At 59.9% G+C, this 13,536-nt stretch carries 15 protein-coding genes; 13 read left to right on the top strand and 2 right to left on the bottom strand.

Features of this window, described 5'->3' with window-relative positions; all coding sequences use genetic code 11:
- Positions 1–57: 57 nt before the first annotated feature.
- The 10 genes from QUG01_RS04035 (at position 58) to glmU (ending at position 8,631) form a co-directional block, all read left to right on the top strand.
- The gene (locus tag QUG01_RS04035) at positions 58–420 is read left to right on the top strand and encodes an ATP synthase subunit I (protein WP_500829001.1); all 363 of its coding nucleotides are present in this window, start codon (positions 58–60) and stop codon (positions 418–420) included.
- A gap of 10 nt (positions 421–430) precedes the next feature.
- Complete coding sequence (atpB, locus tag QUG01_RS04030; protein ID WP_043620363.1) at positions 431–1,243, top strand: F0F1 ATP synthase subunit A; 813 nt, start codon at positions 431–433, stop codon at positions 1,241–1,243.
- Positions 1,244–1,308: 65 nt separating this feature from the next.
- The gene (atpE, locus tag QUG01_RS04025; protein ID WP_021474885.1) at positions 1,309–1,596 is read left to right on the top strand and encodes a F0F1 ATP synthase subunit C; all 288 of its coding nucleotides are present in this window, start codon (positions 1,309–1,311) and stop codon (positions 1,594–1,596) included.
- 58 nt (positions 1,597–1,654) lie between these two features.
- Positions 1,655–2,125, top strand: coding sequence for a F0F1 ATP synthase subunit B (locus QUG01_RS04020; protein WP_043620360.1), 471 nt, complete (start codon positions 1,655–1,657; stop codon positions 2,123–2,125).
- Between the two features lie 7 nt (positions 2,126–2,132).
- Positions 2,133–2,669: a F0F1 ATP synthase subunit delta gene (locus QUG01_RS04015; protein ID WP_043620357.1), complete on the top strand. Its 537-nt coding sequence runs from the start codon at positions 2,133–2,135 to the stop codon at positions 2,667–2,669.
- A gap of 8 nt (positions 2,670–2,677) precedes the next feature.
- Positions 2,678–4,222: a F0F1 ATP synthase subunit alpha gene (gene atpA / locus QUG01_RS04010; RefSeq protein ID WP_500829000.1), complete on the top strand. Its 1,545-nt coding sequence runs from the start codon at positions 2,678–2,680 to the stop codon at positions 4,220–4,222.
- A 39-nt stretch (positions 4,223–4,261) separates the two neighbouring features.
- Positions 4,262–5,128, top strand: coding sequence for a F0F1 ATP synthase subunit gamma (atpG, locus tag QUG01_RS04005; RefSeq protein ID WP_500828999.1), 867 nt, complete (start codon positions 4,262–4,264; stop codon positions 5,126–5,128).
- Positions 5,129–5,169: 41 nt separating this feature from the next.
- Positions 5,170–6,567, top strand: a complete 1,398-nt coding sequence (gene atpD / locus QUG01_RS04000; protein ID WP_103321286.1) for a F0F1 ATP synthase subunit beta — start codon at positions 5,170–5,172, stop codon at positions 6,565–6,567.
- A gap of 11 nt (positions 6,568–6,578) precedes the next feature.
- The gene (locus QUG01_RS03995) at positions 6,579–7,001 is read left to right on the top strand and encodes a F0F1 ATP synthase subunit epsilon (RefSeq protein ID WP_043620348.1); all 423 of its coding nucleotides are present in this window, start codon (positions 6,579–6,581) and stop codon (positions 6,999–7,001) included.
- Between the two features lie 265 nt (positions 7,002–7,266).
- Positions 7,267–8,631 (top strand): bifunctional UDP-N-acetylglucosamine diphosphorylase/glucosamine-1-phosphate N-acetyltransferase GlmU, encoded by a 1,365-nt coding sequence (glmU, locus tag QUG01_RS03990; RefSeq protein WP_500828998.1) that lies wholly within the window; start codon positions 7,267–7,269, stop codon positions 8,629–8,631.
- Positions 8,632–8,750: 119 nt separating this feature from the next.
- Here glmU and QUG01_RS03985 read toward each other — a convergent pair whose 3' ends face one another.
- On the bottom strand, positions 8,751–9,134 hold the full coding sequence (locus QUG01_RS03985) for a nuclear transport factor 2 family protein (RefSeq protein ID WP_500828997.1): 384 nt from the start codon (positions 9,132–9,134) through the stop codon (positions 8,751–8,753).
- A gap of 133 nt (positions 9,135–9,267) precedes the next feature.
- Here QUG01_RS03985 and QUG01_RS03980 point away from each other — a divergent pair, with 133 nt between their 5' ends.
- Both QUG01_RS03980 and glmS read left to right on the top strand, forming a co-directional pair.
- Positions 9,268–10,059, top strand: coding sequence for a DeoR/GlpR family DNA-binding transcription regulator (locus tag QUG01_RS03980; protein WP_500828996.1), 792 nt, complete (start codon positions 9,268–9,270; stop codon positions 10,057–10,059).
- The gene (gene glmS / locus QUG01_RS03975; RefSeq protein WP_500828995.1) at positions 10,060–11,889 is read left to right on the top strand and encodes a glutamine--fructose-6-phosphate transaminase (isomerizing); all 1,830 of its coding nucleotides are present in this window, start codon (positions 10,060–10,062) and stop codon (positions 11,887–11,889) included.
- A gap of 287 nt (positions 11,890–12,176) precedes the next feature.
- On the opposite strand, the gene QUG01_RS03970 is transcribed toward glmS, so the two are convergent.
- Positions 12,177–12,644 carry a MarR family winged helix-turn-helix transcriptional regulator gene (locus tag QUG01_RS03970; RefSeq protein WP_500828994.1) on the bottom strand — a complete coding sequence of 156 codons (468 nt, stop codon included), beginning with the start codon at positions 12,642–12,644 and terminating at the stop codon, positions 12,177–12,179.
- A gap of 98 nt (positions 12,645–12,742) precedes the next feature.
- Between QUG01_RS03970 and QUG01_RS03965 the strand changes: the two genes are divergently transcribed.
- Positions 12,743–13,201 carry a hypothetical protein gene (locus tag QUG01_RS03965; protein WP_500828993.1) on the top strand — a complete coding sequence of 153 codons (459 nt, stop codon included), beginning with the start codon at positions 12,743–12,745 and terminating at the stop codon, positions 13,199–13,201.
- The last annotated feature ends 335 nt before the right edge of the window (positions 13,202–13,536 follow it).

The following is a 13,536-nucleotide window of genomic DNA, read 5'->3' as shown; positions in this document are numbered from 1 at the left end:
GTTGACGCAACGCAAATGCGAAGCCTATAATCCAGCGGTTTTTTTGCACTGGCGATCATGGTCTATCAGGAAGTGAAGCGGGTGCTGCGATTACAAGCCAGCCTGGCCGGTCTGGCTGTAGTCGTTTCGCTACTCCTCAGTGGCGGCAATGTGGCCGTCGCCGTGTCCGCGGTGTTGGGCGGACTGGCGGTGCTCGGGCCGGCGCTGGTTTATGCCAGGATTGCTTATGCCAAACGTCATGTGCCGCCCGCGGCCTTGATCAAAGCGCATTTCCTGGCCGAGGCGGTGAAGTTTTGCCTGACCGTACTGATAAGTGCTGCGGTTTTGGCCAGTTTCAAGGATTTGTCCGTGGCCGGTTTTCTCGGTGGGTTCATTGCCGCCACCTCCGGCTACGGTTTCGGGCTTCTAATCAAAAATTGAGAAAAGAGCGATGGCAAGCAACGCAACCGATTACATCAAGCACCACCTTACCTTCTGGAACTCGGATCCGTCAGCCGGCTTCTGGAGCCTGCACGTTGACACCTTCTCCATCTCGCTGCTGCTGGGCTTCATCTTCGTAGGCGTGTTCGCCATGGTGGCGCGCCGCGCCAGCATCGAGGCGCCGGGCCGTCTGCAGCTGTTCGTCGAAATGATCATCGAGCTGGTGCAAACCCAGGTCAAGGAAGTGTTTCATGGCCAGAGCAAGGTTATCGCCCCGCTGGCGCTGACCATTTTCTGCTGGGTGTTCCTGATGAACTTCATGGACTTGTTCCCGGTGGATCTGTTCCCGATGGCCGCGCAGTGGATCGGTTACACCTTCTTCGGCCTGGAGCCGCACCATGTGTATTTCCGCGTGGTGCCGTCCGCTGACGTGAACGCCACTTTCGCCATGTCGCTGTCCGTGATGATCCTGATCATCGGCTTCTCCATCAAGGCCAAGGGTCTGGGCGGCTGGGGCAAGGAGCTCTTGACCGCGCCGTTCCATAGTTCCAATCCGATCGGCGCCATCATCCTGGCCCCGCTGAACTTCGTGTTCCAGCTGGTGGAACTGGCGGCCAAGCCGATTTCGCTGTCTCTTCGTTTGTTCGGCAACCTGTACGCCGGCGAACTGATCTTCATCCTGATCGCGCTGCTGCCCTGGGGCTTGCAGTGGGTGCTGGGCGCGCCGTGGGCGATTTTCCACATCCTGATCATCACCCTGCAGGCTTTCGTGTTCATGATGCTGACCATCGTGTACCTGAGCCTGGCAGTGGAAGCGCACTGATTTACCTGTAGATTCACCATACTTTTTTACCAACCATCCTTGCTTTAAGTCTTAGGAGATACACAATGGAAGCACTCGTTTCTCAGATCCAGTCGATGACCGCTATCGCTGCAGCCCTGATCATTGGTCTGGGCGCTCTGGGCACCGCTATCGGTTTCGCCATTCTGGGTGGCAAGTTCCTCGAGTCCTCCGCTCGTCAGCCGGAAATGATCCCGGTTCTGCAAACCAAGCTGTTCATCATCGCCGGTCTGCTTGACGCGATCTCCATGATTGGTGTTGGTGTTGCCATGCTGTTCACCTTCAACAACCCGTTCCTGTCCGCTGCCCTGGCTATCGTTAAGGCTGCTCACTAATCCGTTTTCTACGGATCGGTAAACGGTTGTTGTAGTCATACTCTGGAGGAAAACAAGCGTGGAATTCAACGTAACACTACTGGGCCAGGCGATCACGTTCGCCATCCTGGTATGGTTCACCATGAAGTTTGTTTGGCCTCCGCTTACCAACATGATGGATGAGCGGGCCAAGCGCATTGCTGATGGCTTGGCCGCTGCGGAACGTGGCAAGCAGGATCTGGAAGCGGCTGAAAAGCGCGTAGCGGACGAAATCCGCAAGGCGAAGCAGCAGGCGACCGAGATCGTGGTTGCCGCCGAAAAGCGTGCCAGCCAGATCGTGGACGAAGCCAAAGACGCGGCACGCACTGAAAGTGCGCGCATCGTGGCTGACGCCAAGGCTGAAATCGACCAGGAAGTGCTGCGCGTGAAGGAAACTTTGCGCACTCAAGTAGCCGACCTGGCCGTTGCCGGCGCCGAGAAGATCCTGCGCAAGGAGATCGACGCCGCTAAGCACGCCGACCTGCTTGCCTCCATCAAAGCGGAGTTTTAATTAACTCATGGCAGAACTCATTACCGTCGCAAGGCCCTACGCCGAAGCGGTATACAGCCTCGCCACGGAACAGGGCACCCTCGGCCAATGGTCGGAAGCGCTGTCGTGGCTGGCTGCCATGGTGAATAACCCGGATCTGGTGCAAGTCATTACCAATCCGAAACATACCGCACAAGAGGTTGAGGCGCTGATGCTGGATGTGCTCGGCGGCCGTGGCAACGAAGAAGTAAAACGCTTCATCGCCGCGCTGATCGAGAACGCCCGTTTGACGCTGCTGCCGGAAATCGCCGCGCAGTTTGAACTGCTGAAGGCGCAATCGGAAGACATCGTGGACGCCCTGGTGGAGTCCGCTTTTGTCATGTCCGATGACCAGAAAGCCGAACTGACCACCACGCTTTCCAAGAAGTACGGCAAAACCGTGCGTCTTGATGTGCGTGAGAACGCCGATCTGATTGGCGGCGTTCGCGTGTCGGTGGGCGACGATGTCATCGACGCTTCCGTGCGCGGCAAACTGCAAGCCATGGCAGCAAGCCTCAAGAATTAGGAGAGATCATGCAGTTGAACCCCTCTGAAATCAGCGATCTGATCAAGGCCAAGATCCAGAATCTGGCTGAAGGCGCTGAAGTTCGCACCAAGGGCACGGTTATCTCCGTGACCGACGGTATCGTCCGCATCCACGGCCTGGCCGATGTGATGCAGGGCGAAATGCTCGAATTCCCGGGCAACACCTTTGGCCTCGCCATGAACCTGGAGCGCGACTCTGTCGGCGCCGTGGTGCTGGGCGAGTACGAGCACATCTCCGAAGGCGACGAAGTCAAGTGCACCGGTCGCATTCTGGAAGTGCCGGTTGGCCCGGAGCTGGTTGGCCGCGTGGTGAACGCGCTGGGTCAGCCGATCGACGGCAAGGGTCCGATCAACGCCAAGCTGTCCTCCCCGATCGAAAAGATCGCCCCGGGCGTAATCGCCCGTAAGTCGGTATCGCAACCGATGCAAACCGGCCTGAAGTCCATCGACTCCATGGTTCCGGTTGGCCGCGGCCAGCGTGAGCTGATCATTGGCGACCGTCAGACCGGCAAGACCGCCGTGGCGCTGGACGCCATCATCAACCAGAAGGGCAATGGCGTCATCTGCATCTACGTAGCCGTAGGTCAGAAGGCTTCCTCGATCGCCAACGTGGTACGCAAGCTGGAAGAGCACGGCGCGATGGGTCACACCATCATCGTGGCCGCCACCGCTTCCGAAGCCGCCGCGCTGCAATTCATCGCCCCGTACGCTGGTTGCACCATGGGCGAATACTTCCGCGACATCGGCGAAGACGCGCTGATCGTATACGACGACCTGTCCAAGCAAGCCGTCGCTTACCGTCAGATCTCGCTGCTGCTGCGCCGTCCGCCGGGCCGCGAAGCTTACCCGGGCGACGTATTCTATCTGCACTCCCGTCTGTTGGAGCGCGCTGCGCGCATCAACGAAGAGGAAGTGGAAAAGCTGACTGGCGGCACCGTAAAGGGCAAGACCGGTTCGCTGACCGCTCTGCCTATCATCGAAACCCAGGCCGGCGACGTTTCCGCGTTCGTGCCGACCAACGTGATTTCGATTACCGACGGCCAGATCTTCCTGGAAACCGACTTGTTCAACGCAGGTATCCGTCCGGCCATCAACGCCGGTATCTCGGTATCGCGCGTGGGCGGCGCCGCTCAGACCAAGGTCATCAAGAAGCTCGGCGGCGGTATCCGTCTGGCGCTGGCTCAGTACCGCGAGCTGGCTGCGTTCGCGCAGTTCGCTTCCGACCTGGACGAAGCCACCCGCAAGCAGCTGTCCCACGGTGAAGTCGTGACCGAACTGATGAAGCAGAAGCAGTTCGCCACCCTGTCCACCGCGGAAATGGCGCTGACCCTGTGGGCCGTGAACAAGGGCAGCTACGAAGACGTTCCGGTGAAGAAGGCTCTGGCTTTCGAAGCCGAATTCCTGGCCTACGTGCGTGCCAACCACGCCGAAGTGCTGCAGGCTGTGAACGCTTCCGGTGATCTGTCTGCCGACAACGAGAAGGTACTGGCCAAGGCGATGGAATCGTTCAAGGCTGGCTACAGCTTCAACTGAGCCTTAGCCTCACGTCGTAGCTAGAGAAAGGTTCAGGATATGGCAGTCGGTAAAGAGATTCTCACCAAGATCCGCAGCGTGCAAAACACGCAGAAGATCACCCGCGCTATGCAGATGGTGTCGACCTCGAAGATGCGCAAGACGCAAGAGCGTATGCGCGCTGCCCGTCCTTACGCCGAGAAGGTGCGCACGGTTATGGCGCACCTCGCTCAGGCGAACGCGGAACTTGGTCACCCGCTGCTTGCCCGTCGCGAGACGATCAAGCGCGCCGGCATCATCCTGGTTTCCTCCGACAAGGGCCTGTGCGGCGGCTTGAACGTGAACACGTTCAAGCGCTTCTTCGCCAAGGTCAAGGAACTGCAGGATCAGGGCGTCGAAGTCGACGTCTGCTGCCTGGGCCAAAAAGGCCTGGCGGCTGCCCAGCGCGCTCGTCTCAAGGTGGTGGCCAGCGCGATCCATCTCGGCGACGTGCCGAAGATGGAAAAACTGATTGGCCCGCTTACAGTTCTGTTCAGGCAGTACGCCGAAGGCGAACTGGACGCGGTCTACATCGTTTACTCCAGCTTCGTGAACACCATGAAGCAGGAGCCGGCACTTGAACAGCTGCTGCCGCTGACGCCGCACCATATGGTGGTGGAGCATTCGCACTCGTGGGATTACCTGTACGAGCCGGATGCGCCGACGCTGATGGAATTCCTGGTGCGTCGTTACCTGGAGTCGGTGGTGTATCAGGCTCTGGCCGAGAACATGGCTTCCGAGCAGGCCGCGCGGATGGTGGCGATGAAAGCCGCCACCGACAACGCGGGCAACACCATCAAGCAGCTGCGCCTGGTATACAACAAGGCGCGTCAGGCGGCGATTACGACCGAGCTGTCGGAAATCGTGGCAGGTGCCGCGGCGGTGTAACCGTCAACGGAACTGTAAAAGTTTATTTTTAGGAAGCGATAATGAGCCAAGGCAAAATCGTACAAATCATTGGCGCGGTGATCGACGTGGAATTTCCGCGCGACGCCATGCCGAAGGTTTATGATGCCCTGAAGCTGGTAGACGCCGACCTGACGCTCGAAGTTCAGCAACAGCTGGGCGACGGCGTGGTCCGTACCATTGCTATGGGTAGCTCCGACGGTCTGAAGCGTGGCATGCTGGTTGCCAGCACCGGCGCACCGATCTCGGTGCCGGTGGGCACCGCCACCCTCGGCCGCATCATGGACGTGTTGGGCAACCCGGTGGATGAAGCCGGTCCGGTTGCCACCGACAAGCGTCGTGCCATTCACCAGTCGGCTCCGAAGTTTGACGAGCTGTCTGCCGCCACCGACCTGCTGGAAACCGGCATCAAGGTGATCGACCTGCTGTGCCCGTTCGCCAAGGGCGGCAAAGTGGGTCTGTTCGGCGGCGCCGGTGTGGGCAAGACCGTGAACATGATGGAACTGATCAACAACATCGCCAAGGCGCACTCCGGTTTGTCCGTGTTCGCCGGCGTGGGTGAGCGCACTCGTGAAGGCAACGACTTCTATCACGAGATGAAGGACTCCAACGTGCTGGACAAGGTGGCGATGGTTTACGGTCAGATGAACGAGCCGCCGGGCAACCGTCTGCGCGTGGCCCTGACCGGCCTGACCATGGCCGAGCACTTCCGCGACGAGAAGGACGAAAACGGCAAGGGCCGCGACGTTCTCTTGTTCGTGGACAATATCTACCGCTACACCCTGGCCGGTACCGAAGTGTCCGCTCTGCTGGGCCGTATGCCGTCCGCGGTAGGTTACCAGCCGACGCTGGCCGAGGAAATGGGCCGTCTGCAAGAACGTATTACCTCGACCAAGGATGGTTCCATTACCTCCATCCAGGCCGTATACGTCCCTGCGGATGACTTGACCGACCCGTCCCCGGCGACCACCTTCGCCCACTTGGACGCTACCGTGGTACTGTCGCGCGATATCGCCTCGCTGGGTATCTACCCGGCGGTGGACCCGCTCGACTCCACTTCGCGCCAGCTGGATCCGCTGGTGGTTGGCGACGAGCACTACTCCGTTGCCCGCGGCGTGCAGTCCACTCTGCAGCGCTACAAGGAACTGCGCGACATCATCGCGATTCTGGGTATGGACGAACTGTCCGAGGAAGACAAACTGGTCGTGGCTCGCGCCCGTAAGATCCAGCGCTTCCTGTCCCAGCCGTTCCACGTGGCAGAAGTGTTTACCGGTTCCCCGGGCAAATACGTTCCGCTGCGCGAAACCATCAAGGGCTTCAAGGCCATTCTCGCTGGCGAATACGACCACCTGCCGGAACAAGCGTTCTACATGGTGGGTTCGATCGAAGAAGCTGCCGAGAAAGCCAAGACCCTTAACTAAGGAGAGGGCGGATGTCCAAGATGCGTGTGGAAGTGGTTAGCACCGAGCAACTCATCTTCTCCGGCGAGGCGGAATTTGTCGTCGCGCCGGCAACGGAAGGCGAGATCGGCGTCTACCCGCAACACGTGCCGCTCCTGACCCGTATCAAGCCCGGCGTGCTTCGTTTGAAGGTGCCGGGCAGCAAGGAAGAAGTACTGGTGGCGGTGTCCGGCGGCATGATGGAAGTGCAGCCGACCCTGATCACCGTGCTTGCCGATACGGCGATTCGCGGCGAGGATCTCGATGAGGCCCGCGCCAATGAGGCGAAACGCGCTGCCGAGGATGCCCTCAAGCACGCGACCGACGACATGAGCACGGCCAAGGCCCACGCCGCCCTGGCGGTGGCCATTGCCGAGCTCAAGACGCTGGATTACCTCAAGAAGCGCGCTCACTGATTGCGTGATATGTAATCGTGTATAGTGCTAGGCTGCCACGCAAGTGGCAGCCTTTTTCATTTTTCGCCGATCTGCAAAACGGCTTTTTAGCCACGAAACCCACAAAAAAACACGAAATGGCAGTGCTTCGGCGCATTGCCGCTTACGCTGGCCAGCGCGGGGCGCGGGGCGCGGGGCGCGGCTCGGGCGAATCGGCTGCGGCAAGCGTTGGTTTTCGTGTTTTTTCGTGGATTTCGTGGCCTGATATGGTTTTAGGATTTTTGATATGGATAGTTTGAGTATCGTCATCCTTGCCGCGGGCAAGGGCAAGCGCATGTACTCCTCCATGCCCAAGGTGCTGCACCCGATAGGCGGAGAACCGATGCTGGCGCGCGTGATCCGCACCGCGCGCGGCTTGAATCCTTCCCGCCTGGTGGTGGTGTACGGCCACGGCGGCGACCAAGTGCGCGCCCGCATTGGCGATGCCGACCTGGTCTGGGCTGAGCAGGCCGAGCAACTGGGCACCGGCCATGCGCTGAAAATGGCGCTGCCGCACTTGCCGGCAGACGGCAAGACCCTGGTGCTGTACGGCGATGTGCCCTTGACCAAGGCATCGACGCTGCAAAAGCTGGTGGATGCCGCAGGCCAAGGCATGGCGGTGCTGACCGACGTGCTGGCCGACGCCACCGGCTATGGCCGCATGCTGCGCGGCGCCGACGGCAAGCTGAAGGCCATCGTCGAACACAAGGATTGCACGCCGGAACAACTGGCCATTCGCGAGATCAATACCGGCATGATGGTGCTGCCGAACGCGCAACTGGCCGGCTGGCTGAACGCGCTGAAAAACGGCAACGCCCAGGGCGAATACTATCTGACCGATGTGCTGGAGCTGGCGGTGAAGGCCGGCGTGGCGGTGGAAAGCGCCAGCGTGGACGCCAGCTGGGAGGCGTCCGGCGTCAACAACAAGCTGCAACTGGCCGAACTGGAACGCATTCTGCAAACCAACCAGGCGCGCACGCTGCTGGAGGCCGGCGTGACGCTGGCCGATCCGGCGCGCATCGATATCCGCGGCGAACTCAAACATGGCATGGACGTCAGCATCGACGTCGGCTGTGTATTCGAAGGCGCGGTGGAGCTGGGCGACAACGTTGAAATCGGCGCCCACTGCGTGCTGAAGAATGTGCGCATCGCCGCAGGCAGCAAGATCGCCCCGTTCTCGCACCTGGAAGACGCGGTGGTCGGCGAGGCGTGCAAGATCGGCCCGTACGCCCGCCTGCGTCCGGGGGCCGACCTGGCCGCCCATGTTCACATCGGCAACTTTGTCGAAGTGAAGAAGAGCAAGATCGGCGAAGGCTCCAAGGTCAATCACCTGACTTATATCGGCGACGCCGAGATCGGCCGCAAGGTCAATGTCGGCGCCGGCTCGGTCACCTGCAACTACGACGGCGTCAACAAGTTCAAGACCATCATCGGCGACAACGTCTTCGTCGGCTCCGGCACGCTGATGGTGGCGCCGGTGGTGCTGGAGAAGGACTCGACCATAGGTGCCGGTTCCGTGATCAGCAAGAACACCCCGGCCGGCGAACTGACCGTGGCGCGCGCGCGCCAGGTGACCATTCCGGGTTGGAAGCGGCCAGAGAAGAAAAGCTGATAGCACTGAATAGCGCTGCTTTGAATTCGCGGCTGAAGCCGTTCCTACACCTCAATCTGTAGGAGCGGCTTCAGCCGCGAAGCTTTTGGCGCAGGGCATGCTCAAACCGCTCTACCGCTTCACGCCATCGCAAATGGCTCGGTGACGGTGCCCTGATGAAACACCATCTGCCAGCGGCCGTCGCGGCAACGCCAGATGGAGCTGCGCAGCGTATAGCGTGGCGCGCTGGGGGCGGGGTCGCGGACGGATTGGAAGGTAATCTGCGCCACGTCCTCTCCCAGCTGCCGGGCCTGGAAATCCTGGGCCTGAATCACTGGGCTGTCTTCGGTAGGAAGCCTTTTCAGCACCTCGTCTTTGCCGAAAGCGGCGCCCGATGCGCCGAACTCCAGAAAATCGTCGGCGATCAGGCGATCCAAAGCCGCCACATCGCGCCGCGTATCCGCCGTCAGCAGAGCCGCTTCATGCTCGATCAGTTGTTGATAAAGACGAGCCGTGGCTTCCATGGATGGCTTCCAATGTTGAATAAGTTGAATGGATGCAATACGTTAGCCTATCGGTATATTTGCGGTAAGCCACAGCCTTGCGTCGCTGATTTGGCGCTGCTATCATTGCAAAACTTTCGAATCGAAACTTGTGATGACTAAACGAAACACTCAGCAGCGCCGCCATGCCATTGCCGCCCTGGTGCAGGAGCGGGGCGAAGTCAGCGTGGAAGAGCTGACCCAACGTTTCTCCACTTCTGAAGTCACCATTCGCAAAGACCTGGCATTGCTGGAGACCGGCGGTTTGCTGCTGCGCCGTTACGGCGGAGCGGTGTCGCTACCCAGCGAGATGGTGGCGGAGCCGGATGTCGAACAGGTTTCGAAGCGAAAGCAAGCGATCGCCCGCGCCGCCGCCGAGCGGCTGCGCGACCACAACCGCGTGATCATAGACAGCGGCACCACCACCAGCGCGATGATTCCGCTGTTGGGCAACAAGCGCGGTCTGGTGGTGATGACCAACTCGCTGAACGTCGCCGGCGCTCTGCGCGAGCTGGAAAACGAGCCGATTCTGCTGATGACCGGCGGTACCTGGGACCCGCATTCGGAATCGTTCCAGGGCCAGGTGGCGGAGCAGGTGCTGCGCTCCTACGACTTCGACCAATTGTTCATCGGCGCCGACGGCATCGACCTGGAGCGCGGCACCACTACCTTCAACGAGCTGGTGGGCCTGTCGCGCGTGATGGCGGAAGTGGCGCGCGAAGTGATCGTGATGGTGGAGTCGGAAAAGATAGGCCGGCGCATCCCCAATCTGGAACTGCCCTGGGCCAGCGTGCATACGCTGGTGACCGACGACGGTTTGCCGCAGGCGGCCAGAGACCTCATTCAAGCGAAGGGCGTGACGCTGATTTGCGCGCCCACCGTTCAAGACAGTCCAAGGAGAAAGTAAATGTGTGGCATTGTTGGCGCCATCGCCCAGCGTAATATCGTTCCCATTCTGGTAGAAGGCCTGAAGCGCCTGGAATACCGCGGCTATGACTCGGCCGGCGTGGCCGTGCTGGCCGGCGATGAAATCCGCCGCGTGCGCCGCGTCGGCCGCGTCGCGGAAATGGAAAGCGCCGCCGCCGAGGACGGCCTGCAGGGCCAATTGGGCATCGGCCACACCCGCTGGGCCACCCATGGCGGCGTCACCGAATACAATGCCCACCCGCATATCTCCTTCGGCAAGATCGCCGTGGTGCACAATGGCATCATCGAGAACCACGAACAGCAGCGCCAGCGCCTGAAAGGCCTGGGCTACGCCTTCGAATCGCAAACCGACACCGAAGTGATCGCCCACTTGGTGCATCATTATTATCAGTCCGGCAGCAGCCTGTTCGACGCCGTGAAGCAAGCCACCCGCGAACTGACCGGCGCCTACGCCATCGGCGTGATCGCGCTGGACCGCCCGGACGAACTGGTGTGCGCGCGCATGGGTTGCCCGCTGCTGGTAGGCCTGGGCGAGGGCGAAAACTTCATCGCCTCCGACGTTTCCGCCATCCTGTCCGCCACCCGCCGCGTGATCTTCCTGGAAGAGGGCGACATCGGCCACCTCACCCGCGACGGCGTCAAGCTGATCGACAAGAATGATCAGCCCATCGAGCGCCCGGTGCATCTGTCCGACGTCTCACTGGCATCCCTGGAGCTGGGCCCGTACAGCCACTTCATGCAGAAGGAAATCCACGAGCAGCCGAAGGCGCTGTCCGACACCATCGAAGCGGTGCAGGACTACGGCTTCAACCCCGAGCTGTTCGGCGACGCCGCTGCCGGCATCCTGCCGCAGCTGGAAGGCGTGAAGATCCTGGCTTGCGGCACCAGCTACTACGCCGGCATGACCGCCAAGTACTGGATCGAAAGCATCGCCGGCATCACCTGCGATGTGGAAATCGCCAGCGAATACCGCTACCGCGACGCCTTCGCCCATCCCAAGCACCTGATCGTCACCATCTCCCAGTCCGGCGAAACGCTGGACACCATGGAGGCGCTGAAGTACGCCAAGGAGCTGGGCCACCAGTACGCGCTGTCCATCTGCAATGTGCGCGAATCGGCCATCCCGCGCGCCAGCGACCTGGTGTTCTACACCCGCGCCGGCGCCGAAATCGGCGTCGCCTCCACCAAGGCCTTCACCACCCAGCTGGTGGGCCTGTTCGCCCTGGCCGTGACGCTGGGCAAAACCCGCGGCCGCGTGTCGGCCGAGATGGAAGCGCAATACCTGGACGAGCTGCGCCACCTGCCGGGCAGCGTGCAGCATGCGTTGAACCTGGAACCGCAGATCAAGGCCTGGTCCGAACGCTTCGCCGCCAAGGACGACGCGCTATTCCTCGGCCGCGGCCTGCATTACCCCATCGCCCTGGAAGGCGCGCTGAAGCTGAAGGAAATCTCCTACATCCACGCCGAAGCCTATCCGGCTGGCGAACTGAAGCACGGCCCGCTGGCGCTGGTGGACGAGAACATGCCGGTGGTGGTGATCGCCCCCAATGACGCGCTGCTGGAAAAAGTGAAGTCGAACATGCAGGAAGTCCGCGCCCGCGGCGGCGAGCTGTTCGTATTCGCCGACGCCGACAGCCACTTCAGCGAATCCGACGGCGTGCACGTCATCCGCACCCCGCGCCATGTGGGCGTGCTCAGCCCCATTGTCCACACCATCCCGGTGCAGATGCTGGCCTACCACGTGGCGCTGTCGCGCGGCACGGATGTGGATAAGCCAAGAAATCTGGCAAAATCTGTGACAGTTGAATAATCTATATAAATAAAATTGATGATGATCGGAAAGAATAAAGTCTGTAACGAGGTAATGAAGTCTGTCACGACGATGACATGATTAGCTTGTTGCCAGTAGTACCAAACAAAGAGGCCCGGAAGGGCCTCTTTTCGTTTGAGATTGTTGGGTTTGATGATTCGCAAGGGAATGACCGAAGGGGCCGTTCGTCGGCCAAAGCTGCCTTTCGGCAGATGAGTGGGGAACGACTGGTTTACACCGAATTCCGGACAAGCCATCCCCAGCATGTTAACCATGCCTAACGGACCTTAGGTTTCGCTACTTTCCAGACGGGCCGTAAGCAGCTTGAGAACGTGCTGTACCCTGGCGATGTCCTCAATCTCCAGCCCTTCCGCCAGGGTGTTCATCCACGGAGACTCCAGTGCCATTGCCCCGTCAAATACGGCACGCCCCTTTGCCGTCAGAACAACCAGCACAGCACGTCGATGGTGCGGGTTTTCTGCAAACTCAACCCATTCTTCCTTCGCCAGATCATTGACGATTCTTTGCACATTCTGCCTGTTTGCCCCCATGTCACGTGCCAGCCATGCCACTGGTTGTGGACGTTCAGCCTTGATGATGGTCCCCAGCACCTGCCAGCGTGCACTTGTCAGCCCCAGTGGTGCCACCAGTCGGTCACCTTGGGTGAGCAGGCTGCTGCTCACGCGGAACAGGTCAAGAATCACATTCGACAAGGCGGCTCCTGCGGGGGTGTGTTCAATTTGCGACGTTTTCATTCCGACCTCTGGATGATTCATTTCTGACAATTTGACATCATTATGTCAATATGGAAATATACAATCATATTGTAATTGGTAATCAAATGGGAGTCATCATGAACAAAGCCATCCTCCACGGCATCGCAGGCAGCCTGGCCATGTTGTGCATCGCCACTTTCTGGAGCAGCACCCTCATTGCCGAAATTTTCCTAATGCCCGCTGCCGTTCTGGCCGTTAAACATGCCATTGCCTACATCGGTATTCCCCTGCTTGTTGTGGCAATGGCCATGACCGGAGCTTCGGGCACCCTGCTGGGCAAAGGACGCAAAGGGCGGCTGTTGGACGAAAAAAAGAAACGCATGCCCTACATCGCAGGCAATGGCTTGCTGATCATGATTCCCTCGGCATTCTTCCTGTACTGGAAAGCGGCAAACGCGCAATTTGACTGGTCATTTTACGTCGTTCAATGCATTGAGCTAACCGTTGGCCTGGTCCAACTGACCTTGATGGGCAAGAACTTCACGACCGGCTTGCGCCTGGCGGGCACGCTGCGCTCGAAAATGGCCAAACAGTAATTAGGAGTCCGCAGCATGACATCAGCGGCTACAAAGCAGAACATATGTGGCGCGTAGAGCACGCTAGATTTCAGTCTGCTACCTAATTCCGGTTTGGGTCGATTCCGGCCTTTGCCGAAAGATAAAACCGGACATTCGCCCAACAACAAGGGGGGCTGTCCGGTTTTTGCTTCTGAGCGGACCCTTTGATCCGATTGCGCGACTGCCCGCTTAGGCCGAACTACCGCCGACCAGGCGGATGTACTGACAGGTGGTCGGCCATTACTGCTCGTAAGATGCTCGGTGTGATGGGTCTGCTATGTGACCGAAACCCGCCACAGCGCACACAAGCATGG

The organism is Chromobacterium sp. CCUG 76385 (assembly GCF_059916625.1).
The sequence above is the reverse complement of the archived record's forward strand: the minus strand, read 5'-3'. Positions and strand labels throughout refer to the sequence as shown.